24 protein-coding genes, 1 other RNA gene and 2 other annotated features are annotated in these 26,115 nt (G+C 41.0%); of the genes, 3 read left to right on the top strand and 22 right to left on the bottom strand.

Annotated features, from left to right (window positions below):
* Positions 1 to 94: 94 nt before the first annotated feature.
* From mtnN to BM095_RS00395, 17 genes are all read right to left on the bottom strand, one after another.
* Positions 95 to 790 carry a 5'-methylthioadenosine/S-adenosylhomocysteine nucleosidase gene (gene mtnN / locus BM095_RS00475; protein WP_091656053.1) on the bottom strand — a complete coding sequence of 232 codons (696 nt, stop codon included), beginning with the start codon at positions 788 to 790 and terminating at the stop codon, positions 95 to 97.
* Positions 791 to 829: 39 nt separating this feature from the next.
* A complete protein-coding gene (locus BM095_RS00470; protein WP_091656051.1) occupies positions 830 to 1,513 on the bottom strand; it encodes a YrrS family protein in 684 nt (227 codons plus the stop codon).
* A gap of 322 nt (positions 1,514 to 1,835) precedes the next feature.
* Entirely contained in the window at positions 1,836 to 2,312 is a 477-nt protein-coding gene (greA, locus tag BM095_RS00465) for a transcription elongation factor GreA (RefSeq protein WP_091656049.1), read from the bottom strand.
* An 86-nt stretch (positions 2,313 to 2,398) separates the two neighbouring features.
* Positions 2,399 to 3,040 carry an O-methyltransferase gene (locus BM095_RS00460; RefSeq protein ID WP_091656047.1) on the bottom strand — a complete coding sequence of 214 codons (642 nt, stop codon included), beginning with the start codon at positions 3,038 to 3,040 and terminating at the stop codon, positions 2,399 to 2,401.
* 14 nt (positions 3,041 to 3,054) lie between these two features.
* Entirely contained in the window at positions 3,055 to 4,182 is a 1,128-nt protein-coding gene (mltG, locus tag BM095_RS00455; RefSeq protein ID WP_091656045.1) for an endolytic transglycosylase MltG, read from the bottom strand.
* Between the two features lie 180 nt (positions 4,183 to 4,362).
* Entirely contained in the window at positions 4,363 to 4,650 is a 288-nt protein-coding gene (locus BM095_RS00450) for a DUF1292 domain-containing protein (RefSeq protein WP_091656044.1), read from the bottom strand.
* Between the two features lie 14 nt (positions 4,651 to 4,664).
* Positions 4,665 to 5,093 carry a Holliday junction resolvase RuvX gene (gene ruvX, locus BM095_RS00445; protein ID WP_091656042.1) on the bottom strand — a complete coding sequence of 143 codons (429 nt, stop codon included), beginning with the start codon at positions 5,091 to 5,093 and terminating at the stop codon, positions 4,665 to 4,667.
* A complete protein-coding gene (locus BM095_RS00440; RefSeq protein WP_091656040.1) occupies positions 5,090 to 5,362 on the bottom strand; it encodes an IreB family regulatory phosphoprotein in 273 nt (90 codons plus the stop codon). The genes ruvX and BM095_RS00440 overlap by 4 nt, the downstream gene beginning before the upstream one ends.
* Before the next feature lie 88 nt (positions 5,363 to 5,450).
* On the bottom strand, positions 5,451 to 8,090 hold the full coding sequence (gene alaS, locus BM095_RS00435; RefSeq protein WP_091656038.1) for an alanine--tRNA ligase: 2,640 nt from the start codon (positions 8,088 to 8,090) through the stop codon (positions 5,451 to 5,453).
* A gap of 391 nt (positions 8,091 to 8,481) precedes the next feature.
* Positions 8,482 to 8,688 (bottom strand) — a binding site (T-box leader).
* A gap of 93 nt (positions 8,689 to 8,781) precedes the next feature.
* Complete coding sequence (locus BM095_RS00430; RefSeq protein ID WP_091656036.1) at positions 8,782 to 9,843, bottom strand: AI-2E family transporter; 1,062 nt, start codon at positions 9,841 to 9,843, stop codon at positions 8,782 to 8,784.
* A 193-nt stretch (positions 9,844 to 10,036) separates the two neighbouring features.
* Positions 10,037 to 10,267 carry a hypothetical protein gene (locus BM095_RS00425; protein WP_245757765.1) on the bottom strand — a complete coding sequence of 77 codons (231 nt, stop codon included), beginning with the start codon at positions 10,265 to 10,267 and terminating at the stop codon, positions 10,037 to 10,039.
* 37 nt (positions 10,268 to 10,304) lie between these two features.
* Positions 10,305 to 12,590, bottom strand: coding sequence for an SF1B family DNA helicase RecD2 (gene recD2, locus BM095_RS00420; protein ID WP_091656034.1), 2,286 nt, complete (start codon positions 12,588 to 12,590; stop codon positions 10,305 to 10,307).
* A gap of 14 nt (positions 12,591 to 12,604) precedes the next feature.
* Positions 12,605 to 13,264, bottom strand: a complete 660-nt coding sequence (locus tag BM095_RS00415; RefSeq protein WP_091656032.1) for a tetratricopeptide repeat protein — start codon at positions 13,262 to 13,264, stop codon at positions 12,605 to 12,607.
* A gap of 61 nt (positions 13,265 to 13,325) precedes the next feature.
* Positions 13,326 to 14,438 carry a tRNA 2-thiouridine(34) synthase MnmA gene (mnmA, locus tag BM095_RS00410; RefSeq protein WP_091656031.1) on the bottom strand — a complete coding sequence of 371 codons (1,113 nt, stop codon included), beginning with the start codon at positions 14,436 to 14,438 and terminating at the stop codon, positions 13,326 to 13,328.
* A gap of 58 nt (positions 14,439 to 14,496) precedes the next feature.
* On the bottom strand, positions 14,497 to 15,627 hold the full coding sequence (locus BM095_RS00405; protein WP_091656029.1) for a cysteine desulfurase family protein: 1,131 nt from the start codon (positions 15,625 to 15,627) through the stop codon (positions 14,497 to 14,499).
* A 13-nt stretch (positions 15,628 to 15,640) separates the two neighbouring features.
* Complete coding sequence (gene cymR, locus BM095_RS00400) at positions 15,641 to 16,060, bottom strand: cysteine metabolism transcriptional regulator CymR (protein ID WP_091656027.1); 420 nt, start codon at positions 16,058 to 16,060, stop codon at positions 15,641 to 15,643.
* A complete protein-coding gene (locus BM095_RS00395) occupies positions 15,993 to 16,694 on the bottom strand; it encodes a YczE/YyaS/YitT family protein (protein WP_091656026.1) in 702 nt (233 codons plus the stop codon). The genes cymR and BM095_RS00395 overlap by 68 nt, the downstream gene beginning before the upstream one ends.
* A 210-nt stretch (positions 16,695 to 16,904) precedes the next feature.
* Here BM095_RS00395 and BM095_RS00390 point away from each other — a divergent pair, with 210 nt between their 5' ends.
* Positions 16,905 to 18,176 (top strand): replication-associated recombination protein A, encoded by a 1,272-nt coding sequence (locus tag BM095_RS00390; protein ID WP_091656024.1) that lies wholly within the window; start codon positions 16,905 to 16,907, stop codon positions 18,174 to 18,176.
* A gap of 74 nt (positions 18,177 to 18,250) precedes the next feature.
* The gene (locus BM095_RS00385) at positions 18,251 to 18,826 is read left to right on the top strand and encodes an RsfA family transcriptional regulator (protein ID WP_091656022.1); all 576 of its coding nucleotides are present in this window, start codon (positions 18,251 to 18,253) and stop codon (positions 18,824 to 18,826) included.
* A 60-nt stretch (positions 18,827 to 18,886) separates the two neighbouring features.
* On the opposite strand, the gene ssrS is transcribed toward BM095_RS00385, so the two are convergent.
* A non-coding RNA gene (gene ssrS, locus BM095_RS00380) (6S RNA) lies at positions 18,887 to 19,069 on the bottom strand.
* Between the two features lie 155 nt (positions 19,070 to 19,224).
* Between ssrS and BM095_RS00375 the strand changes: the two genes are divergently transcribed.
* The gene (locus tag BM095_RS00375; protein WP_091656021.1) at positions 19,225 to 19,521 is read left to right on the top strand and encodes a hypothetical protein; all 297 of its coding nucleotides are present in this window, start codon (positions 19,225 to 19,227) and stop codon (positions 19,519 to 19,521) included.
* Between the two features lie 189 nt (positions 19,522 to 19,710).
* On the opposite strand, the gene aspS is transcribed toward BM095_RS00375, so the two are convergent.
* From aspS to BM095_RS00355, 4 genes are all read right to left on the bottom strand, one after another.
* A complete protein-coding gene (aspS, locus tag BM095_RS00370) occupies positions 19,711 to 21,495 on the bottom strand; it encodes an aspartate--tRNA ligase (RefSeq protein ID WP_091656019.1) in 1,785 nt (594 codons plus the stop codon).
* Positions 21,492 to 22,775: a histidine--tRNA ligase gene (hisS, locus tag BM095_RS00365; RefSeq protein ID WP_091656018.1), complete on the bottom strand. Its 1,284-nt coding sequence runs from the start codon at positions 22,773 to 22,775 to the stop codon at positions 21,492 to 21,494. Before hisS ends, aspS begins: the two co-directional genes overlap by 4 nt.
* A 121-nt stretch (positions 22,776 to 22,896) precedes the next feature.
* Positions 22,897 to 23,135 (bottom strand) — a binding site (T-box leader).
* Positions 23,136 to 23,183: 48 nt separating this feature from the next.
* Positions 23,184 to 23,630: a D-aminoacyl-tRNA deacylase gene (gene dtd / locus BM095_RS00360; protein WP_091656016.1), complete on the bottom strand. Its 447-nt coding sequence runs from the start codon at positions 23,628 to 23,630 to the stop codon at positions 23,184 to 23,186.
* Positions 23,631 to 23,663: 33 nt separating this feature from the next.
* A complete protein-coding gene (locus tag BM095_RS00355; RefSeq protein WP_091656014.1) occupies positions 23,664 to 25,868 on the bottom strand; it encodes a RelA/SpoT family protein in 2,205 nt (734 codons plus the stop codon).
* Positions 25,869 to 26,115 lie beyond the last annotated feature (247 nt).

Raw genomic sequence — 26,115 nt, 5'->3', positions numbered from 1 at the left:
AAATAATCCAGCAAGAAGAGGAAACGTTATTCAAACACCCTTCTATTTGGCACATGTTGTAACGTCTTGTTACTATGAACAAGCGCGTTTCAACTTAGGAATGCAATTTATCAATCATAGCCAACACTAAATTAGCGGAGTGGACAGAGGCTTTTTCTAAAAACTGATCATATGTCTCTTTTGCTTCTTTTCCTGCTATATCGCTGAGGGCACGAATTATAACGAATGGCTGGTCAAAACGGTAACAGACCTGAGCAATAGCCCCTGCCTCCATTTCAGCGCACCGAGGTTCTGTGAAGGTATTTTTCAAAAAATCTATTCTCTTTTCATCACTCATAAAGGAGTCTCCAGAAAGAATAAGTCCTTCTGTTGCATGAACCGTTCCATTCTGAGCACATGTTAATGCTACATCCAGCAATTCCTTATCAGCAGGAAACTTCGCAGGGAGCTGTGGAACTTGCCCATATTCATACCCAAACACCGTCGCATCCACGTCATTGTACCTGACTTCATTTGAGATCACCACATCACCAACTTCCAGTTCAGGGTCTAGTCCCCCTGCAGATCCGGTATTAATAACAGCATCCGTTTTGTATTGATGTAATAGGAGAGCAGTGCTGATTGCTGCATTCACTTTCCCTATACCTGATTTTACAAGCACTGCTTCCTGACCTTGAAGAGTACCGGAGTGAAAATAGCATCCTCCTATTTCTTCATCTTTTCTGTCATCGAGCTTGGATTTTAATAACTCTACTTCTTTATCCATTGCGCCAATTATTCCTATTTTCATGTCTATGATTCCTTTCTTATCCTGTATTTCTTCTAGTCATTACCGATAAGGATTGGAGTCTAATACCTCTACCTTTGTCGGTTTCCATCCTTCATTCTCCACGAACTCCATTGTTACTTCATATGGTCGAGACTGGTTCTGATGATCACTCACTGTCCCTATAGCTACATTTCCACCGCCGTTTTCCAACCACCAAATAATCATGTTGTTTTCATTCAAACCAGTAGCATATTGAAGAGCGTTTTCCATCTCGTTCCAATTTTGACTTCCTTTTGAAAAGTCAGGTTGATATGCTCCTGATTGTTCTGTCCCAACAGGTTCCCATTTGCCTTCTCCTGTCGGGTCACCTACATCGGACTCATTGTTCGATTCTTCATCTTGTTGCTCGTCTTCACTTGTCTCATTCGAGTTTTCGTTTTGAGATTCCTCTTGCTGCGCATCTTGTTCGTTTGTCTCATTTTCTACATTCGTATTTTCGTTGTCAGGTTGATTATCAGGACCCGCTATGGAATCCTCCTCATTTGCTGGTTCAGTCTCCTCTTGACTATCGTTCATTTGGTCTTCTTCGCTTGCTTGATCCTCACCAGTAAAGAAGAGTTGGGCAGCAAAAAATAAAATAAGACCTCCTACCACAACGATTGAAATGTTAAGAATTCGGTTCATGTTTCTTTTTCTTCTCATGTCATATCGCGTTTTCTCGCCAAATTCATTGTTATCCTTCATACGTATTCACCTGCCATCTGCTCCAATATCGATTCTTCTTTATTATAATATAGTGGATTGGAAGGAAACAGAGCAAAAAAGTAACGATTTTTAAGATTTCACATAACAATTAAATGGTATAAGCTGCTTTTAAAAATTTCAAAAGTCCTACCGTTTTGCGCATGTGCTTCATAACATAGCTGTAAGGTTAATTAACGGTGTTTGCGCACTTAGGAAGCTCTTATTGAAACGAGGCTGTCTACAGTTTGTCTCACACTTAATATGTAAATGAAAAACAAGCAGCATCCAGGAGAGCTGCTTGTTTCTCGCTCGTTTTCAAACGTTACTTGACTTCCATGATTTCCACTTCAATATCTCCACCAGGTGTACTCACGGTAACCAACTCTCCTACTTGTCGTCCAAGGAGAGACTTAGCCATCGGTGAGTCATTGGAAATTTTACCTTCTAGAGGATCGGATTCTGCACTTCCCACAATGGTATACTCTTCCTCTTCCCCGTCAGGTAACTCTTTAAACTTTACAGATTTTCCTAAAGCCACTTCCGTATTATTCGTGTTGTCTTCTTCAATAATAGAAGCATTTTTTAACATTTTTTCGATTTGACTAATGCGTCCTTCTACGAATGCTTGCTCATCTTTCGCCGCATCGTATTCGGAGTTCTCCGAGAGATCACCAAAACTTCTTGCTATCTTAATACGTTCTACAACCTCTTGACGTCGTTCTGTTTTTAAGTACTCAAGCTCCTCTTCTAACTTCTTTTTCCCATCTTCTGTCATGTAATGTTGTTTTTCTTCTGCCATTTTATCGCCACTCCTCTTTTTCTAAGTGCTGCCAGTTCGTCCTTTGTCATTTTTAAACTATGACCAAAACTACTGGTACATGCATGCTATATTTTTTTGCTGACTGCTATGCCATCACCAACCGCTAGAAAGCGGGTTTGGAACTCCTCGTGATTTCTCAACCATTCATTATAATCCCTTAATTTCCTTACCATCGGAAGGAATCTTTTTGGAATCTCCACTCCTCCGGCCACCATTCCTTTGAAAAATACGTTATCCGTAATAACGAGGGCATTTTCTGTGAGCAAAGGTAAATACTTTGTGAGAAATTCTTTATTTTTTCCCTTCGCTGCATCAATAAATAATACATCAAACTCCTGGTTATTTTCAAACATAAGTTCATTTTCCAAGGCATCTGTTAAATAAAATGTTGTTTGATTACTTAAAGACGTTTGGTGTCGGAACTCCTGGGCTTTTTCATAGCGAGCCGCGTCCCTTTCTAGGGAAACAACATGGGCATCAGGTAGAGCAGAAGCCATTTTTAAAGCAGAATACCCAATAGCCGTCCCAATTTCGAGAATTCGCTTGCTATTATGGAGTTGTAATAGTTGAAGCATCACATCTAACGCCTCTTTTTCCATAATAGGAATTTTATTTTCCGCGGCGTATGCTTCCATCGCTAAGAACAGAGGGTTGCTTTCCTGGTTCATGTATTGAAGATACTTTTTCAATTCTTCCTGATTATACATATATCAATCTCCTGTTAATTATCCATACCTTCTTCCCATTCACTTCTATATTTCTCCTGGATCTCTACATGATCTTCATACTCTTTGTTGTAAATGACTTCTCCATTCGGGCGAGCATAAAAGTATAGATACTCATTATCATCTGGGGTTAACACTGCCTCTATAGAAGGTAGACCTGGGCTTGCTATGGGGCCAGGAGGCATTCCTTCATAACGGTAGGTGTTATATGGTGATTCTGCTTCTAAATCCTCATAGGATGTCATATAGCGGTGTTCCCCAATTGCATATGCAACCGTAGGATCAACTTCTAACCTCATACCCTCTTCCAGTCGATTGAAAAGGACACCAGCAATGATAGGACGATCTTCCTCATTTCGCGCTTCTCTTTCCACGATAGAAGCCAGTGTAAGAAGCTCATGAACCGATAAATCCGATTCTTCCAGTTCCTCAGATAAAGGCTTTAACTCACTTTCCATACGCTCTATCATTTTTTCTATTATAGCCGGCAGCTCAGTGTTTTCTTCATAATAATCATACCTGGCCGGAAATATATATCCTTCTAACGGATAGCGAATATCGTCTTTTAATATGGCTTCGTTTATAAAGTCATATTTATCTATTAATTTTTCCAAATAAGAAGGATCGTTCAACAATTCCATAATATCCTCTTCTTCGTAAGAGGATGATTCTGCGATGGTCTCTACAATACCTTCCAACCAAGTTCCTTCAGGGATCGTAAATGTGAGTTCCGCTTCTTGGATGACCTTTCCTTCTTTTAAGGACTGGATAATTTCATCTATTTCCATGGATGGGGACAATTCATACTCTCCTGCTTGAAGTCCTTGTTCATTTTTATACGTAACATAATACCTAAAAATTGTACCATTTCTAATAATTTCTTTTTCTTCAAGCAATTCACCAATCGAAGCGGGACTTGAGCCTATCGGAATATCTACTGTTACCGTTTGCTCGCTTTCTTCATCAACCGGCTGTAACGCAGAATGTATGTATAAATAACCACCTACACCTACAACAATAACTACTAATACAAGTACACTAATAATAATAGCAACTACTTTTCTAACAACTTTTGCTTGTCTCGCTCTTTCATGAAACGTGTCATTGGATTGATTCTCTGACATAAAGCCCTCCTTTCCCCTATACCGTCTATATTATACAATATTTCATCGAATCGTAAGTTATATATTCCTATCTTAGAACATACGTGAGAGAGCTTCCTATCCTTAACAGAAATAAAGCCATTAAAGAGATTTCCCCTTTAATGGCAATATCCATTCATTATTCCAGCGCATATGCCGGGATCATTCCATTTCTCCTGCACTGAATGTCTCTACCATCTCTTCTACCATGTCCCATTCTTCGTCTGTCTCGATTGGAAATAAGGAAATGTCCGAGTCCTCTTCTCCATCATCTTCAAAACGAAAAGCAAATACTTCTGTTTCTTCTTCGTTTTCCTCTTCTCCTGCTTCCGTTAGGACAATATACGATTTTCCGGTCTCATCCACATCAAATGTAAATAACACATCAAAGAGGTGCTCGTTGCCTTCCTCATCTGGAATGACAATTCTTTCATTTTCTTCCTGAGCCATCGATTCACCCTCCGTTACTTCATCTTAGACTGATTTTGTTCAAGAAAGCCTTGAAGAATCATGACAGCTGCCATTTTATCCACGACTTTTTTGCGTTTTTTCCTGCTCACATCCGCTTCGATTAATGTTCGCTCTGCTGCTTGTGTCGTCAATCTCTCATCGTACATGTGAACGGTCGCACCTAGTTCGCTTTCTAATTGAGCAGCAAATTCTTGACATTGTTCTCCACGCGGGCCAATGGTTCCATCCATGTTTTTAGGCAGACCGATTACAATTTCATCAGTGCTTTGTTCTTTCATTAATTCGTTAATCCTGCCAAATGCTTCAAGCGGTGAATCACCTTTCACATGAATTGTTTCAAGCCCTTGGGCCGTCCATCCTAATTCATCAGAAACAGCGACACCGATTCTTTTCATTCCTACATCCAACGCTAAAATTTTCATCCATGATCCTTCCCATTACGCTTTAGGTATGACCTCACTAATTCCTCAATGAGTTCATCCCTTTCCAATTTTCGAATCAGCGTACGTGCTTCTCTATGTCTGGGAATGTATGCAGGATCACCGGACAACAAGTAGCCTACAATCTGATTTATAGGATTGTATCCTTTTTCTTCAAGTGCATCGTAAACGGTAAACATCACTTCTTGAGCATTAGCAGCTACGTTTTCTTCTTGAACATTAAATTTCATAGTGTTGTCGTTAGAACCCATCCCATACACCTCCTCAAGTGAGCGAATGAAGGAAAAGAACCGCCATTACTTTCCACATCTTGCCCTTATTGTACATCAATTATTCCTATTAGGAAATGGATTTTATCATATCCTTCACGGAACTCAAAGCTTCAGGTAGCTTATCTGCATTTTTCCCGCCAGCTTGGGCCATGTCAGGACGGCCACCACCGCCTCCTCCGCAAATGGAGGCAGCCTCTTTCACGATATCTCCTGCTTTGTAGCCTTTTTCTATGAGATCTTTTGTCACTCCTGCCGCGAGGTTTACTTTTCCGTTATTCACCGTGCCAAGTACAACAATTCCAGAGCCAATCTGCTGTTTTAATTCATCCACTGTGTTACGAAGGGCATCCATGTCAGCTGCTTCTATTTCTCTTGCAATGAGCTTTATCCCTTCTACTTCTTCCACTTCAGCGGAAAGATTTTTTGCTTCTATATTACCAAGTTTCGCTGCAAGAGACTCATTTTCCTGCTGAACTTCCCGAAGTTGTCGCTGCAATGCATCCACACGATTCGGTACTTCTTGTACTGATTTTACTTTTAGTTTTTCCCCTGCTTCTTTCAATAATTCAAGTTGATCATTCATATATTCATAAGCTTGTTTCCCTGTAACCGCTTCTATTCTGCGGATACCCGCACCTATTCCAGCCTCCGTTACTATTTTAAACATTCCGATCTCTGCTGTGTTCCTCACGTGGCAACCGCCGCATAGTTCAATACTATAATCACCTACTTGTACGACACGGACATCATCCCCATATTTTTCACCAAACAGAGCTGTAGCCCCCATCGCTTTTGCTTCCTCTAATTTCTTCTCCTCAATAACAACCGGGATAGCGCGCCATACTTTTTCATTGACAATGGTCTCAATTTCATATATTTCTTCTTCTTTCACTTGTCCAAAATGAGAAAAGTCAAAGCGTAAGCGATCACCGGAGACTAATGAACCCGATTGGTTTACATGATCTCCCAATACATCTTTTAATGCCTGGTGTAATAAATGAGTCGCAGTATGGTTTTTCACAATATCAACACGTCCGCTCTCTTCTACCAGAGCCCTTACTGCAGCCCCTTTTCTGAGGGTCCCATCTATTACCTCAATAGTATGGAGATGCTGTCCGTTCGGAGCTCGTTGCACATCGATAACTTTGGCGTTTGCTTTCTCACTTTTTAACGTTCCTTGATCTGCGACTTGTCCCCCGCTTTCTGCATAAAACGGTGTTTTATCCAAAATAACTTGTGCCGTCATACCAGCCGATACGGTGTCCACTAATTCTTGATCATGAATCATAACTACAACGCTAGACTCTGTCTCCAAATGATCATACCCTACAAACTCACTGTTTTCCGTTATATCAGAGAGAATCGTATTTTGAACCTGCATGGAGCCTTCGTCTTTTCTAGCTGCTCTAGCCCTGTCTCTTTGAGCCTGCATTTCCTTTTCAAAGGCTTCATGGTCAATAGAAAAGCCTTGCTCTGTCACATATTCCTCTGTCAAGTCGACTGGAAATCCATAGGTATCATACAGAGTAAAAACATCTTTACCGGAAATCACGGTTTCACGATTTGCTTTAGCTTTCTCCATCACTTGTGACAAAATAGCTAATCCATCACTTAACGTCTCATGGAAACGTTCTTCTTCATTTTTTATTACCTTCTGGATGAATGCTTCTTTCCTTTGTACTTCAGGGTAGTAATCTTCCATTATATTACCAACTGTTGGCACTAATTCATACATGAATGGACGCTCAATCCCTAACTGTTTCGCATACCGTACCGCACGCCGAAGAAGCCTTCTTAATACATAGCCTCTTCCTTCATTCGATGGTAAGGCACCATCCCCTATAGCAAAGCTAACTGTCCTGATATGGTCGGCTATTACCTTAAATGCCACATCTTTGTTATCCTCCGAACCATATTTAACTTCTGATATGTCTTCTACTTTTTTTATGATGGGTATAAACAGATCTGTATCGTAATTCGTTTTCGCATCTTGTATGACTGACACGATTCGTTCAAGTCCCATTCCTGTATCTATATTTTTCTTAGGAAGTGGTGTATAAGTACCATCCGCATTATGGTTATATTGAGAGAATACTAAATTCCATATTTCTAAATATCTTTCGTTCTCTCCTCCTGGGAACAACTCCGGATCATTTGGATCGTCCCCATAAGACGGTCCTCGGTCGTAAAATATCTCCGTATTAGGACCACTTGGCCCTTCCCCTATGTCCCAAAAATTTTCCTTTAGATGTATAATTCGATTTTCTGGTACTCCTACGAGGTTTTTCCATAAATCAAAGGCTTCATCATCATCAGGATGAATCGTGACAGACAGACGCTCTTTATCAAACCCAATCCATTTTTCATCTGTCAAAAATTCCCACGCCCATTCAATTGCTTCTTTTTTAAAATAGTCGCCTATCGAAAAGTTACCAAGCATTTCAAAAAAGGTATGATGTCTCGCAGTTTTTCCGACATTGTCAATATCGTTCGTCCGAATGGATTTTTGCGCATTCACTATACGTGGATTATCAGGTACTACCCTGCCATCAAAATACTTCTTTAACGTGGCAACACCACTATTAATCCATAGCAAAGTAGGATCATCCTGTGGTACTAATGAAGCGCTGGGTTCGATGGCATGTCCTTTTTCTTTAAAAAAATCTAAAAACATCTGTCTTACTTGTTGAGAAGCTAATTTTTTCATCGTATTTTCCCTCCAACTTTGTACAAATGAACAACTTAACGTGATAAAAAGGTTCTAAAGAAAATGTTGGGGTGAAAAGGATTAGATTCTTCCATTTCTTAAATAAGGTTGATGGCGATTAGGTGAGACGCCTGCGGGAAAAGCAACAGAGGAACTTCTACTAAAATCGCACACGTCCTGTGTGCAACGTAGAAGCCACCACATCCTGTGGCAGTAAAATCCCGCAGGCAGCGGTGTGCGCTGCCGAGGAAGTTGAAGCGTTGCCCGCGGCAAGCGAGCCTAGAGAGCCATCCAACCCGTAGAAAAATGATTAAGAACCCAACAAATTTTACAGAACCGATAAAAACAAATTCCTATAAAGTAACGTGCAATACAAAAAACCCCCTCCCCTGTCAGGGACGAGGTTCACTCGCGGTACCACCCTGTTTACAAGCAGGCTTAACTGCTTGTCAACTTATCCCTTTAACGCAGGTAGACGGCGGTTTTCACCCGCACTCCAGGCTAGCTTTCTGTTGAACTTCTCCGCCGTTTCCTCTCAGCTTTGGAAACAGTCTCTGTACAGAGGGCCCCAACATACTTTTCCTATCACTGTTTTACCTTATTAAAATAGTAGAAGAATGGATATCTTTCGCCATAGTATTTTCTTTTACATTATAAAAAAAGTACTGTCGTGTCAAACCCTATTCCTATATTAATTTTCCTGTCTCTCCCGAAAAGAATGAAAAACATTATTTCCTACGACAAATAAAGGAACAGCAACAAGCAAGCCGACGATGCCTGCTATTTCAAAACCTAATATTAAAGCAAAAACAATCACTAGCGGATGTAAGCGAACATTCCTTCCTACCACGTAAGGAGATAAGAAGTTACCCTCCAACTGTTGAATAATTAGGAGCAGCAGAAGGACAGCTATCATTTTATTTGTCGAGACGGAAGCTGCTACCATTAACGCTGGTACCGCGCCTAATATCGGGCCAAAATACGGAATAATATCGGTGACTCCGATAAAAATCCCTAATAATATAGCATTTGGAATATCAAGAAACCAAAGTCCAAAGAGAGACAAAAGACCAACCGAACCCGCAACCATAAATTGACCTCGAATATAGTCCCCTAACGCTTGGTCGGTCGCTACTCCTAATAATTCCCCTTCATCCTGCCATTTTTTCGGAATCATTTTCTTAACGAGTCGTTCAATGGCCTGTACGTCTTTTAGTAAATAAAAGACAAGGAAAGGAAGTAATAGAAGCAATACGATGATGTCAATGATATTCCGCCATTTATTTATAAGCTCATTCAGACTGTTCGTTAACTTCACTTCTAATTGTTCGAGAGCCGTGACGATACTATCATGGACCGCGGGAGGCATATGGTCGAGCTGATAATGAAAGTCTGAAAACAGAATGTAAGCCTGATTGAAGTAATAAGGAAGCTGATTTATGAACCTCTGCGTCTCTAAGTACAGAACTGGGCTAAAGTACCAAAATAACCAACCAGCTCCTCCAAAAAAAACAATATATACTAGTAAAATCGATAGGGATCTTGGTATGTGAGCTCGTTGAAAAAGAGTGACGAGAGGGTGCAGTAAATAAGAAATGAAGGCCGCCACAATAAAGGGCAGCAACACCTTCCACGCAAGTGTAAATACATATACCCAGAGAGGCTTTAACAAACTAATTAAATATAAGACAGATAGTGCTATCATAAGGATTAACAAACGTCGAAACCAATCCCATTCCTTCTCCCTTATCAATCAACATCCCCCTTGTTCCATCGCATCGGTACAGACATAGAAAGCAATGTTTTTCTCACTGTCTCCTATAGAGTGAAACACTTCGTAGCAACGATCCTACTATTAAGATGAGTTACTTCCGAACAATTTATGTGCTTCTCTCCAACTAACCTTTAAGATGTTCATTAGGGGGTTTGATCTAAATAGTTCTCCATCAACTTCCTTTTTCTAGATAAAACTTTTCTCCAAATAAATCATTTAGGCAACAAAGAGAACCATCCTCTTCCACTTGGTAAAGTGTAATTTTTTCTCCTTCATATGTCCACTCTACAAAGCATTCCCAACAATAATAATGTTCAGTTCCAATCTTTCCGGTCGTTTTTGATTGACAATATGGACAATTCATAATGGATAACCTACCCTTTTCCAGATGATTGTTATCCATTCTGTCCTTTCCTTACAGTGTCTATACTTTCATATTTTCACGAAGGGCTTTCCCCCGCAGCATGGAGAAACTTCTCCACCAACGTGGTGAAACGGCCATCTCGATTATCTTTGTCTACAGCAAACTGAATAGCTTCTCTTTCCCCGCAAAGAATTAAATAGTCTTGCGCTCTTGTTATTGCTGTATATAATAAGTTTCGTTGCAACATCCTGCGATACGACATAAGCATAGGTACGATCACAATCGGAAATTCACTGCCCTGGGCTTTGTGAATAGATGAACAATACGCAAGCATAATTTGCTTCAGCTCTTGTCTTGAATATGTTACTTCCTTGCCTTCAAACGAAATGACAATCTGCATTTGTTTATCGACTGTTTCTTTCGCCTCAAAGATAGCTTCAATTACCCCTCTGTCTCCATTGTATACTTCCTTTTCCGGGTCATTTACAAGTTGTAACACGACATCCCCTTTTGAATAAGTGGTATCTCCAAAACTAACTTTCCTTTTTTTCTCTTCATGAGGATTAAATAGCTTCTGGAGCGTTTCATTTAAGAGATTGACCCCTGCTGACCCACGATACATCGGGGCAAGTACTTGAATGTCGAGCGGAGAATATCCCTTTTTTAAAGCTCCTGCACAAACTTGCTCAATCACTTGTGCAGTTTGCAGTTTCGAGCACGGAAAGAAGCGTCTGTCAGAATAAGGCGTTTGCATATCATCTGGTAAATATCCTTTTTTAATAGTGTGTGCCAAATCAATAATTGAAGAACCTTCTGCCTGCCTGTACACAACAGAAAGCTCTACGGTCGGAATCAACTTCGTTTGTAAAAGGTCTCTTAGTACTTGTCCGGGCCCTACGGAAGGAAGTTGATCTTCATCTCCAACGATTATAACTTTCATTTCATCGGGGACAGCACGCAATAACTGATTGGCAAGCCACATGTCTACCATCGACACTTCGTCCACAATTAAAAGACTACCTTCAAGAGGCTGCTGTTCATTTTTCTCAAAAGGATCTTCTTCCTCTTCTCCATTGAAACCTAATAATTTATGTATGGTAGAAGCTTCCAAACCCGTTGACTCTTTCATCCTTTTTGCTGCTCGACCGGTTGGAGCAGCCAGTAACACAGGAAATCTTTCTCCTTTGCGATACGTCGAACGATCTAAAGAAAAACCGTTCAGCTTGGCATAAATATCCACTATCGCACGTATTACAGTGGTTTTCCCAGTCCCAGGACCTCCGGTTAAAATCATAATGTTAGAATGAATAGCCTTATAAATAGCTTCACGCTGTTGTTCCGCATATTCAATGCCGAATTCTTCTTCCGTTTCACCAAGAGCCTGCAAAAATTCTGACTCAGAAAATACATCTCTCTGATCCTCTTCTAACATTTTCGTAACTTTCGTAACTACTCCTTTTTCAGCAAAGTAGAGAGAGGGGATATATATCCGTTCCTCTTCCTCTATTAATTTATCTTCTTCTACTAACTGAAGAACAGCAGTGTCCAAATCAGTTACATCTACCTGATTGTTTCCTTCATTCAGCAACGCCTGTGCTTCTTTTAACACTTCTCTTCTCGGGAAATAAACATGGCCCTCCTGCATTGTTTTTTCATATAATACATAAAGCAGGCCTGCTTTCACACGTTCCTGGTCATTTGGTTGAATACCAAGGCTTTTTCCCAGCCTGTCAGCTTTATAAAAGCCAACTCCCTCTACATCCCATACAAGTTGATAAGGGGTATGCTGAATAATATCAATTGTCTCTTCCTTGTACGTATTATAGATTTTGACCGATAATTCCATCCCAAAGCCAAACCGCGAAAGCATGGTCATGGCATGTTCCATTCCTTGATTTTCCATCAGTTCCCGATATAATGTCTTACGTTTTTCTTCATTCAGCCCAGGTATTTCTTTTAATTTATCCGGTTGATTCAGGACGCCGGAGATAACATTCGTGCCATAAGTATCAATGAGACGCTCTGCTGTCTTTTTGCCGATACCTGTGAAGCGCTCACTGGAAAGATATGAAATTAAGGCTTCCCTCTCTGTAGGCAAATCTTTTTTATAAATATAGGCCTGATACTGCTTACCATAACGAGGATGTTCTTTTAACTCTCCCTCGAAACGGTACCGCTCTTCTTTTTCAATGGCTGGAAAATGGCCAACAACAGTGACTTTCTTCTCGTCCAGGGCAGGTTCTGACTCCTTCACCTTTACTTTTATCACTGTATAACCATTTTCTTCATTCCTGAAAATAATGTGAAGCACCGTTCCGATTAGGTAAGACTCGGATAGCCTGTCCTCTTCAAATGAATTCATGATAAACCTCCGGATTATTCCTCGAGCATGCTTTTTGCCATTTCTTTACCGTTTAATGCTAACATGTGATCCGGTTGAATCGATATCGCTTTCTCAAAATATGGGATTGCTTTTTCTGCCCCATCTTTATACATATATGCGACACCTAAATTATAGTACGCATCAGCGTGTTGGTCATCTTGCTTTATTACTTCGAGAAATTGAGGAACCGCTTCTTCTACTTGTTCCAACTGAGCAAGACAAAGACCATAATAAAAGCGAGCTTCTGTGTCATCAGGATTCATTTCGAGCGCCCTCTGTAACGAGGCCATAGCATGAGGGAGCCTTCCCGACTGATAGTACGTCAACCCCATCATATAATGAAGACTCTCATCGTCAAGCCCTGCTTTATGAGACTGTTGATACATCGTCAGTGCTTCCGCATATTTTTCAGCGTTATATAAGACGTTTCCTGCTCCATAGTAAGCTGCTGCAGCTTCGCTATCTAGCTCTAATGCTTTTTGATAAAAATTTAATGCTTTTTCGCTCTCATTCATTTCTGCTAGTAAATTGCCGAAATTAATATACGGCAAGGGATTTTCAGGTTCTGATTCTATCGCTTTATTTAATAGTTCCGCTGCTTTCTCCAATTCCCCGTTTTTCAGTGCTTCTACAGCTTGTTCATTAATATCCATGGTAACCCTCTCCTTTTTTTCGTGTTCCTCAGGACTGTCTATATAAAAAAGGGAAAACGCACTACATCCCTACGCTCTCCCTTGTTTTTAGTGCTTTTTCAATTGTACCTCCGCCCAGACAAGTGTCGCCATCATAAAGAACAACTGATTGTCCCGGTGTAATAGCGCGTTGTGGCTCAGAGAATATTATTCTAGTTTCCCCATTTTCTTCCGGATAGACAGTAACTTCTTGATCTGGCTGACGGTAACGAAACTTAGCAGTACAAGTTATTGGTTCATTCATTGATTGACCAGATATCAAGTGAAGCCCGGAAGCTACCAAACCTTCTGAGTATAGACGAGGATGATGATACCCTTGTCCGACGATAAGAGTATTACTTTCCAAGTCTTTATCTAACACGAACCATGGTTCTCCAGCTCCTCCGATGCCGAGTCCTTGGCGCTGGCCAATCGTATAATACATTAAACCATCATGTTGACCTTTTACCTCTCCCTCGGGAGTCACCATCTGTCCTGATTGTGCGGGCAGGTAATTTTTAAGAAACTCTTTAAAGTTTCTTTCTCCAATAAAGCAAATACCTGTACTGTCTTTTTTTCTGGCAGTAGCTAAGTTTTTTTCTTCCGCTATCTTCCGTACTTCTTTTTTATCTAGATGTCCAAGTGGAAACATAACGTGGCTTAGCTGCTCCTGATTCAATTGATGAAGAAAATACGTCTGATCTTTATTCGTATCTGTTCCGCGCACTAATTCAACGAAGCCATCTTCCTGTCGACGTACTTGAGCATAATGACCAGTAGCTAAATAATCTGCACCAAGTGAAAGGGCATGGTCTAAAAATGCCTTAAATTTTATTTCTTTATTACACATGACGTCCGGGTTAGGCGTTCTTCCTGCTTTATACTCATCAAGAAAATAAGTGAATACATGATCCCAATATTTTTCTTCGAAGTTAACGGCATAATAAGGAATATCGAGTTGGTTACAAACTTTGATAACATCATCATAATCCTCAGTCGCCGTGCATACCCCGTTTTCATCCGTATCATCCCAGTTTTTCATGAAGATACCAATCACTTCATATCCTTGATCTTTTAAAAGTGCGGCTGTAACTGAAGAATCGACTCCTCCCGACATACCGACGATAACTCTTGTTTCTTCAGGTCTTTTTGTCATTATATTTCCCCCTTTCCTATAAACAAATGTGGGATAAAACTCTAACATAGTAACTCGTCTATCTCTGTATTATATTTTTTATTTCACGAGCGATATATTCCATTTCTTCTAGCGTATTATTCGTTCCAAAACTGAACCTTACAGAAGATAGTGCCCTATCTCTATCTTTGAACATGGCCTCAAGTACATGAGATGGTTCTACTGAGCCCGCAGTACAAGCAGAACCACTGGAAGCAGCAATACCTTTAAAGTCGAGTTGTACGAGAAAGGATTCTACTTGTATACCAGGCAAATATACATTAACGATATGAGGGAGCCTTCTTTCCTCTGTTCCGTTTATTTCATACTCCACTTCTTCCGCTCGAAGCCTCTCCAAAAAGTAGTTGGTTAACTGTTGGGAAGCTTCCGCACGTTCCGTAAAATGACGGTGAGTGATTTCTGCAGCTTTTGCAAAACCCGCGATGGCTGCTAAATTTTCCGTACCTGCCCGTCTTTTTCTTTCTTGTTCCCCGCCAGTGAAAGACGGAGTTAATCGTGTACCTTTTTTCACATACAAAAAACCTGCACCATTTGGCCCATTTATTTTATGGGATGAGACAGATAAAAGTGTTATACCAATTTCGGTTACATCGATAGGAATGTGTCCGTAGGTTTGGACTGCATCTGTATGAAACGCCACGTGGTTCTCATTAGCTATTCGTGCCAGTTCTTCCACTGGTTGTACAGTTCCCGTCTCATTATTCCCATGCATAATGGAGACCAAAATGGTATCTTCTGTTATAGCCGATTCCAAATCACTGGCACTCACCATTCCCTTCTCATCTACTGGCAAGTAAGTGACCTGAAATCCCTCTTTTTCGAGTCTCTCACACGTATGCAGCACAGCATGGTGTTCAACAGCACTTGTAATAATGTGGGTTCCAGTATCACGGTAGGCTTTAGCAAAGCCAATGATGGCTAAGTTGTCTGCTTCTGTTCCGCCACTGGTTAGGATCAATTCATCAGGCGACGCCCCTATGGTAGAAGCCAGCTGTGCTCGTGACTCATCCAATTGTTTTCTCGCCTGCCGACCGAAGTGGTGGATGCTTGATGGATTTCCAAAGTTGTTCGTTAATACATCGATCATCGTATCCCTCACTTCGGGATGAATAGGGGTGGTTGCCGCATGATCAGCATATATTTTTTGCACATTCTCACCTCGGTTAGATATAGAACATATAACTTTCTTGGTCCGAATCTCCTTCATAAGAAGCTAAATACTCTAAGGTAGTGTTATCAAGCACATCCTTAACAGCATCTCGTATTTTAATCCACAGATCCCGTTTTGCCGGTTCTTCATCTTCCACAACTTCCACCGGGCTAATCGGACCTTCCAATACTCTTATAATGTCCCCCGCCGTTATATCTGACGGTTCTCTTGAGAGCATATAACCGCCGTATGCACCTCTAACACTTTTCACTAATGTGGCATTACGCAAAGGAGCGATAAGCTGTTCTAAATAATGCTCCGAGAGATTGTGTTCTTTTGCAATTGATTTTAAAGATATCGGACCTTCACCGTACTTTTTCGCCAGCGCGATCATAATAGTCAGCCCGTACCTTCCTTTGGTTGATATCTTCATCCATTCCACCTCTTTCTATCAATCGACGGACAAGACGATGCGTTTGAGGAACTGCAAACCCAACGACTTGACCTATTCCAAAACAGAATAACAATGTTCCAATGAAGACTGTTCCGCCCAAAAGCCAACCTGTTGTTAAAACAATAATTTCCATAAGACCCCGTACTCTAGATAGTTTCCAGCCAGTCTTTTCCTGTAGTATAAGCATGAGACTATCACGCGGTCCTGCGCCGCATTCCGGCGCGATATAAATACCGATGCCATACCCGATAATTAGTATACCGCTCAGCAGCATAAAAAGTTTCATGAGAAACGAATCGGGTGTCGATAATAACAGTAAAAATATATCAATAAATACTCCCACGAGAAGCATATTAATAACGCTTCCTAACTGTGGAAGTTCTTTTTTCATTATAGCAGAACTCCCTATAATGAGGATTCCAATAATAATACTCCACGTGCCTACTGTCAAACCAAATTGTCTTGCTAAACCTACGTGCAGAACATCCCACGGTGCACTGCCAAGTTCAGCCGTAATCATTAAGGAAATTCCAAAAGACATAATGATTAACCCAATGGTAAAAATGGTCCACCTTGAAAAAAGGTGTTCGCCTTTTTCATATGTTCTCTCCATTATCTCCCTGCTTTCAAACAAAACCGTTCCTGTAATCCTTAGCCATTATAGCATGAAAAAAGCCACATTTCATGTAGTGAGACTGGAATCAGCCTATTAGGCAATTATCTGTTTCTACATTTATAAGAAGTGATTTGTTACAATGGAACTAACGTTCTAGCTACAACACACTTCAAGATAGCGATAAATGAAAAGGAGCTTTCTCTTAAAATGAAAAAACAGCAACCATTAGCATATCGATTACGTCCGACGTCCATTGACGATATTATTGGGCAAGAACACATACTTTCAGAAGGGAAACTGCTGAGACGCATGGTAGAAACGAGGAAGTTATCCTCCATGATCTTATACGGCCCACCGGGTATTGGAAAAACTTCGATTGCCTCAGCTATTGCTGGCAGTACTGACAAACCTTATAAAATGATGAACGCTGTCGTGAACAATAAAAAAGACATGGAAATCGCTGTAGAAGAGGCTAAAATTTCAAATGAACTTATCGTAATTATGGACGAGATTCATCGTCTGGATAAAGCGAAACAAGATTTTCTTTTACCATATTTAGAACGAGGCTTAATTATCCTTATAGGCGCTACAACAGCAAACCCTTACCACTCCATTAATCCGGCAATTCGAAGTCGCTGTCACATATTCGAACTCCACCGTTTAACAGAGGAAGAGATCAGCTCTGCTTTGTACCGTGCCTTACAGAATGAAAAGCAAGGACTAGGACATTATCCCGTACACCTCGAAGAAGAGGCTGCAAATCATCTAGCCACAGCATGTGGCGGAGACATGCGGTCCGCCTTAAACGCTCTCGAACTTGCTGTATTGTCTACTTCCAAAAATGAGGAAGGGACGATTGTGATTGATTTACCAACAGCAGAAGAATGTATTCAAAAAAAGAGTTTCCAACACGACAAAGATGGCGATCACCATTATGATGTACTCTCCGCCTTTCAAAAGTCTATTAGAGGAAGCGATGTAAATGCGGCACTTCACTATTTAGCCAGGCTTATTGAAGCGGGGGACCTTATCAGTATAGGAAGACGATTGATCGTAACTGCATACGAGGATATCGGCTTAGCAAGCCCACAAGCTGGACCTAGGGCGATTGCAGCTGTTGAAGCCGCAGAACGACTTGGATTTCCAGAAGCGCGGATTCCTCTCGCATCTTCCGTCATCGAATTATGTCTTTCTCCTAAATCAAATAGCGCATACAAGGCACTTGATGCAGCTCGGTCTGCTTTATTAGAGAAAGGAACACCAGACGTCCCCGTCCATTTAAAAGATACACACTACAAAGGGGCTGAAAAGCTCGGCAGAGGATTATCATATAAGTATCCACATCATGACGAGAGAGGCTGGGTGCCTCAACAATATTTGCCGGATTCATTAAAGAAAGACCGTTACTACATACCTAAGGAAACAAGTAAATTTGAACGCTCTCTTTCAGAAATTTATAGTAAAATCTCAGACTACTGAACTTACGTATAAAAGAATAGGCAAGGGTCAAAAATGGTCATAACACATCCACTTATTTAAAGGAGAGATGAACCATGACCTTGAGACAAGACGCATGGTCTGATCAAGACGATCGACTTTTGGCGACAACGGTGTTAAAGCATATTAAAGAAGGAAGTACCCAATTGAAGGCATTCGATGAAACGGGGGATTTATTAGACAGAACTTCTGCCGCGTGCGGGTTCCGTTGGAATGCTATCGTAAGACAGGACTATGAACAAGATGTCAAAGAAGCGAAACGGGAAAGAAAACGAAAAATGCGTTTGTCAGCAAAGAGAGCCGCGGATCAAATAAACCCGACTCCGGTAGTATCTTCCCCTTCTTCTCTAGAAGGTGTGATCACACAGTTAGAACAGCTTACCTCACAATTAGATCAGGAAGAAAACCTGGAAGATACTGAAAAGACAATTCAGGAACTCCAAAAAGAAAATATGATCCTTCATCAAGAAATCAACCGTGTGAAACAAGAATATGAAACGATGAGACATGATTATGACACCATTGTAACGATGATGAATCGTGCTAGAGAGCTAGCTGTGACGGAAGAAACCGCCCTGTCTCCTTACGCCTTTAAAATGGAACAGAACGGGAACTTAGAAAAGATCAACTAAATACAGAGAAACCCCCTCAGGTCATCACCTAAGGGGGATAATTTCATTTAAATAATCTGGAAGAGTCCCGATGTGCCGTCAAACTAACTTAGTTTTGAAGCCTGCTCTCGGCAGGTGGGTGCCCTGCTCAATCTTTCAGACGTCCACTCGTAAGAGGCTTGCCCTCCAAATTGAAACCTCAGGCTCCCTAGGTAAAACTGTTGGCTCAAAACGATGAGTGTCCCACGAACACCTCAGGACTCTTCAAATTTTGTTGTATTTATAGTAGCATGACTCGTAGATGTGGTCAAGATAATATTTAAAAATTGACAGGCCCATTTTAATTTTTTAGTTGTGAAAAAGAGGAGAACACCCTTCTTCTTATCCAACCGACACACGAAAAGGGGAGTACATAAAAAATGATCTATGACCAGTCTTGGACAGTGAGGCAAAAAGTCATTTATAGAGAACAAACCATTGAATGGCTTGGAAAAAAAGTTGTCGAACAGGAGGACTGGTTGTATCTTTATCAAGACTACATAGCCAGCCCTGAATATCACTACCCTCTTCATGATGTGTTTGATATTTCCTACAAGTGGCAGCCAGGACAAATCGGCTATTTATACTTGCATACTTCTTCTGGCGTTCGGACTTTTTATATAAAAAATGATCCTTCTTTATTTATTGAGTATTTTAAAAAAGGAAACCACTTATAAGAAAAAGCGCAAGCGCCATGACTTACACAGAACGCGCTGACTTCTTCGTTAGCTAATACCACGTACTGATTTCTGCGTTGGCTTACGCAGGAAGCGTTGACTTTTGCGAGCTTAGCAAAAGATCCACTAGCTAAAAAAGAAGGGCTGTTTCAAAAGGTCGTAAAAACGCCTCTTTGACAGCCCTTCTTTCTATTCTTCGTCTTCTTCTTCGAAAGAAACTATTTCAAGATTTAATTCATCTAACTGTTTTTCGCTTACTTTTCCGGGTGCCCCAGTTAATGGGTCACTTGCGCTTGCTGTTTTCGGGAAGAGAATCGTATCCCGAAGATTAGATCTTCCTGCCAAAATCATAATGAACCTATCTAACCCAAGGGCGATCCCGCCATGAGGAGGGGTTCCGTACTCAAAGGCATCCAATAAGAAACCAAATTGAGATCTCGCTTCTTCTTCACTAAAACCAAGTGCTTTAAACATTTTTTCTTGAAGCTCTCTCTCATAAATACGCTGAGATCCGCCGCCTAATTCATATCCATTTAATACTAAGTCGTATGCCTCGGCGCGTACCTCTTCCGGGTTATTATCAAGCTTGTCGATATCTTCGCGTATTGGACTTGTGAATGGATGGTGCATTGCGGTATATCTTCCTTCTTCCTCGTCGTATTCCATAAGAGGAAATTCTGTAACCCACAGGAAGTTGAATGCCTCTTCATCAATCAAGCCCAATTCTTTACCAAACTTCAGACGCAGAGCGCCTAATGCGCTAAAGACGACATCTTTTTTATCTGCTCCAAAGAAGAGTAAATCTCCTGCTTCAGCTTGAAGTGCTTCTCGCAAGCGTGCCGTCTCCTCTTCAGTGAAAAATTTAGCAATTGGTCCTTTTAAGCTGTCTTCCTCTACCTTTAGCCAAGCGAGACCTTTCGCACCATACACGGCGACAAAGTCAGCAAGATCGTCGATTTCTTTTCTAGACATTTTATCAGCGGTACCTTTTACGTTTAAACCTTTCACAATACCGCCTTTTTTCACAGCGTCGGCAAATACTTTAAAATCACTGTCCTTCACTATGTCTGACAGTTCTACCAATTCCATACCAAACCGTGTGTCAGGTTTATCAGAACCATAACGGTTCATTGCTTCTTCATACGTGAGTCTTGGAAATGGTGTTTCTATGTCCAAACCATGGACTTCTTTCATAATTTTTTTCATCATTTCTTCCATCATAGACAAGAAGTCTTCTTTATGCATAAAAGAAGTCTCGATATCAACTTGTGTAAATTCTGGTTGCCGATCTGCACGTAAGTCTTCATCTCTAAAACAGCGGACAATTTGGTAATATCGCTCGAATCCCGAAACCATTAACAGTTGCTTGAACAGTTGCGGGGACTGCGGAAGGGCATAAAACTCACCGTGATGGACACGACTTGGTACGAGGTAATCCCTGGCACCTTCAGGAGTGCTCTTCGTTAACATTGGCGTTTCCATATCCAAAAAATCTTTTTCATCAAGATAGTCACGAATCAATTTAGTGACACGATGACGGAGCTTAAAGGTCTCCCTCATTTCCGGACGTCTCAAATCGAGATAACGATATTTCAAGCGCACATCTTCTGATACATCCGTCTCTCCGTCTACTTGAAAAGGTAACGGCTTGGAAGGATTGAGGATAGTCAACTCATCCACTCTTATTTCTACTGTCCCTGTTGGGATTTTCTCATTGTACGTTTCTTCGTCACGTTTTACCACTGTTCCTGTTACGCTTAAAACATATTCACTTCTCACTCGATCGGCTATTTCAAACGCTTCTTTCGAAAATTCAGGGTTCGCTACAATTTGAACAATTCCTGAACGATCTCGCAAATCTATAAATATTACTTGGCCCAAGTCTCTTCTCGTCTGAGCCCAGCCTTTTAACTCTACCTTTTCACCAATGAGTGATTCAGAAATTTCTCCGCAGTAATGGGTACGTCCTCTCATTCTGATTCTACCTCCAATTTATGCTTAATGTAACTTACAAATTGTTCTAAAGATACTTCTTGTTGTTCACCACTGCTCATCTCTTTTACATTAATGACACCTTTTTCTAACTCATTGTCCCCTAATATAGCAGTATAAGAAGCACCGAAACGATCTGCCACTTTAAACTGTCCTTTCATCTTCTTGAAAGTATAGTCTTTATCCGCCGACACTCCTGCTCTTCGAAGTTCTGTAACAATGGCAGCCGCTTTGTTTGCAGGTTCCTTCCCAAGTGCTACTACATAACAGTCCAAATTCTGAACAACAGGTAAATCAATATTCTGTGTTTCCAGAGCCATGATGAGTCGCTCAATACTTAAAGCAAAGCCAATTCCTGGCGATTCAGGTCCTCCCATCTCTTCCACAAGCCCATTATATCGGCCCCCCCCCATCAATGTAGTGATGGAGCCAAATCCTTTGCCTTCAATCATAATCTCAAAGGCAGTATTGTTATAGTAATCGAGCCCGCGTACGAGTCCAGGGTCCACTTCATAATCAATTCCCATTTGATTTAGGCATTCTTTCACCGATTCAAAATAGGACTGTGAGCTTTCATTTAAGTATTCAAGGATAGATGGAGCTGTTTCCATTAAAGGATGATCTTGATCTTTCTTACAATCAAGAATTCGAAGGGGGTTTCTCTCCAGACGACTTTGGCAATCCTCACAAAATTCATCAATACGAGGTTGAAAATGCTGAATTAGAGCTTGGCGGTGAGAAGAACGACTTTCTTGATCACCGAGACTGTTTAAAACAAGTTTAATCCCTGTCAAGCCTAATTCCTTATAAAAATCCATCGCTAATGCAATGACTTCGGCATCCAATGTAGGATCTGCACTTCCTATGGCTTCCACTCCGAATTGCACAAATTGACGCATACGTCCAGACTGAGGACGCTCGTAACGGAACATGGGACCTACATAATAGAGTTTCTGAGGTTGAGATACATGGCCGTATAGCTTATTCTCGACATAAGAACGAACAACTGCCGCAGTCCCTTCTGGACGTAAGGTTAAGCTCCGTCCTCCTCTGTCTTCAAACGTATACATCTCTTTTTGGACGATATCGGTAGTATCACCAACTCCTCTTTGAAAAAGCTCTGTTTGTTCAAAAATCGGAGTGCGGATCTCAGAATAATTATAGCGGCGACAAATATCATGGATAACAGACTCGATATATTGCCACTGTTCCGAGGTGCCCGGTAATATATCCTGTGTCCCTCTCGGAATTCGTATGTTCATATTATCGCTCCTTTCTTATATTGAAGCATTGTTGAAACAATTGATAAACAGGAAACAGAACACTTTTCATTTTCCAAAGGCTTTCACTCTAAAAAGACAAAAAAATCCATCTCTCGCATAAACGAGGGACGGATTATAACAGCCGTGGTGCCACCCTTTTTGAAACAACGGAAATGAAGAATGCCATTGTTCCCACTTAAACAGTTAACGCCTGTGTACGTCCACGCCTACTAGCCCTATGCTTTCGGTGAGGAACCTCCGGAGTGTTTTTCAGCAGGGGATTTACAGAACCGCTCTCAGCTGTGCAGCTCCTCTCTGTCTAAATCAATTCCCGCTTACTCTCTCCATCGCCGGTCCATATTTTCCTTATTCATCATACGAATACCTGTCAAGCTTGTCAAGATATACTCAGCTCTTTGGATTCTCCAGTATCAATGTGACAGGGCCATCATTCGTGAAGCTGATTTTCATCATAGCACCGAAAGTACCCGTCTCCACATGAACTCCATGTTCGCTAAGGATTTCATTAAACCGATTATACAATTCCTTAGCTACTTCTGGCTTTGCAGCATCCATGAAATTTGGGCGTCTGCCTTTCTGACAATTCCCGTACAAAGTAAACTGAGAAATCGAGAGAATGGATCCATTTTGATCTACAAGTGACTCGTTCATCTTCCCTTCCTCATCTTCAAAGATGCGAAGATGAACTATTTTACGTGCCATCCATTGCAAATCCTCTTCCGTATCATCGTGGGTAAAACCCACTAATGCCACTAAGCCATGCTCGATGGCCCCTGTGATTTCACCCTCGACTAGGCATTCTCCATACTGCGAACGTTGAATAACTGCTCTCATTGCTAGATATGTCTCCTTTTAACATAGATTATTCTAATGAATGATCCGATGAACAGAATAAATATCTGGTACTTTTTTTATTTTTTCAACGATCCGATGCAAATGGTCTATATTATGAATGGTAATGGTCATATCGATAATCGCTACTTTATTTTTATCCGTACGCCCACTCACAGCAGCTACATTTGTTCTCGTTTCGGTAACTGCTTGTAATATTTCATTAAACAATCCTCTTCTATCGTAACCTGTTATTTCTATATCAACATTATAATTTTTCCTCTGCTCATTGGAAACTTCCCATTCTACAGGGAGCAGCCTATTTTTAGCCTCTTCTCTGTTGACATTCGGGCAGTCTTTTCGGTGAATCGACACGCCTCTTCCTTTTGTAATATACCCAATTATTTCGTCTCCTGGGACAGGATTACAGCATTTTGACAACCGAATTAAGAGGTTTTCCACTCCTCTAACGCTTACACCTGAGCTTGTTCGTTTGCGAGGCCCGCTTGTCCCAACATCCTTGACATCTTTCACTGCTTCTGTAACTGTTTTTGCCTCGTCTTTTTCTTTCTCCTGCCTCCACTTATCTGTTAAACGTGTAACAATTTGTTTCGGGCTGATGCCTCCATAACCGACAGCGGCAAACATATCCTCTGCTCCGTGGAAACTAAACTTTTCAGCAGTATCTAAGATATTCTCATCCGTCCATATATCTTTTGTCTCAAAACCTTGTTCCTTCAGTTCCTTTTCTACCAGTTCTCTGCCTTTTTCAATGTTTTCTTCCCGGCGCTCTTTCTTATAGAATTGCTTAATTTTATTTCTGGCATGAGAACTTTGAGCTAATTTTTCCCAATCCTTACTCGGTCCATACGAATGCTTAGAAGTTAAAATCTCAACAATATCTCCCGTCTTAAGAGGGTGATCGAGAGGAACCATTTTGTTATTTACTTTCGCTCCAATCGTTCGGTTCCCAATCTCTGTGTGGATTCGGTAAGCAAAATCAATAGGAACCGATCCTCTTGGCAGTTCTATGACATCCCCTTTAGGAGTGAAGACGAATACAGTATCAGAAAATAAATCAATTTTTAGAAGCTCCATAAATTCTTGAGCATCCGAAGCCTCGTTTTGCCATTCGATAATTTCACGAAACCAGGTTAATTTGTCCTCTAATGTTTTTTTACCGGCTGCACTTTTCCCTTCTTTATATGCCCAGTGTGCTGCCACCCCGTATTCCGCGACTCGATGCATCTCCTCGGAGCGTATTTGTACTTCCAACGGTTCTCCCTTAGGACCAATAACCGTCGTATGCAAAGATTGGTACATGTTTGCTTTTGGCATAGCAATGTAATCTTTAAAACGACCAGGCATAGGCTTCCAGCACGTATGAATGACACCAAGAACTGCATAACAGTCCTTAATACTTTTTACAATAATTCGCACTGCTAGTAAGTCATAAATTTCATTAAATTGTTTTTTTCGGTTGACCATCTTTCGATAAATGCTATAGATGTGTTTTGGTCTGCCATATATATCCAACGGCTCTACGTTGATATCTTTCATGCTTTTCTTTATATCATCGATAACTTCTTCGATATACTTTTCACGTTGAGCCCGTTTTTGTTTCATTAAATTAACGATCCGATAGTATTGTTGAGGGTCCATATAGCGAAGAGCCGTATCTTCAAGCTCCCATTTAATCGTCGAAATACCAAGTCTATGCGCAAGCGGTGCGAAAATCTCAAGTGTCTCATTCGAAATCCTGCGTTGTTTCTCAGGCGGAAGATGTTTTAAAGTTCTCATATTATGAAGACGGTCTGCTAACTTAATAAGTATGACGCGAATATCTCTCGCCATCGCGACTACCATTTTCCGGTGGTTTTCCGCCTGTTGTTCTTCTTTTGATTTATATTTTATTTTCTTTAACTTCGTTACACCGTCAACCAGCATCGCAACTTCTGCATTAAAATTCTCTTCTATTTCTTCTACGGTCACTTCCGTATCTTCCACAACATCATGCAGAAACCCACCTGCTATTGTGTCCGAGTCCATCCCAAGCCCTACAAGAATTCCTGCTACTTCTACCGGATGTAAAATATAAGGTTCTCCGGATTTACGAAACTGTCCCTCATGTGCAGATTCAGCAAACCGGTAAGCACGTTTTAAAAAAGCAACGTCATTATCCGACAAATAGTTTTCAGCTTTCACTAATACTTCATCGATGGTCATCAAATCACCTTGCATACCTTTCTAAAAAAGAGCGTGTTTCTCTATATTATCGTTAAGTTTAACACTACTGTAAAGCAAAAGAAATTTGTCGATAGGAAAAGCGCAAGGCGCACGTCTATCGGCGACAAGTGCTGGAAGGCCGCTGGCAGCAACCGCTTTTTGGCTTCTGCTTGCGGCCTGAAGCAACATCGAGCGAGTTGGCGCTGAAGCTAGACAACGATCGCTCAATTTTATACCTTCCTAACTGTTAAAAGAAACAAAC

The organism is Alteribacillus iranensis, assembly GCF_900113025.1.
GTDB classification, from domain to species: Bacteria; Bacillota; Bacilli; order Bacillales; family Marinococcaceae; genus Alteribacillus_A; species Alteribacillus_A iranensis.
This window is presented reverse-complemented; position numbering and strand designations above follow the sequence as displayed.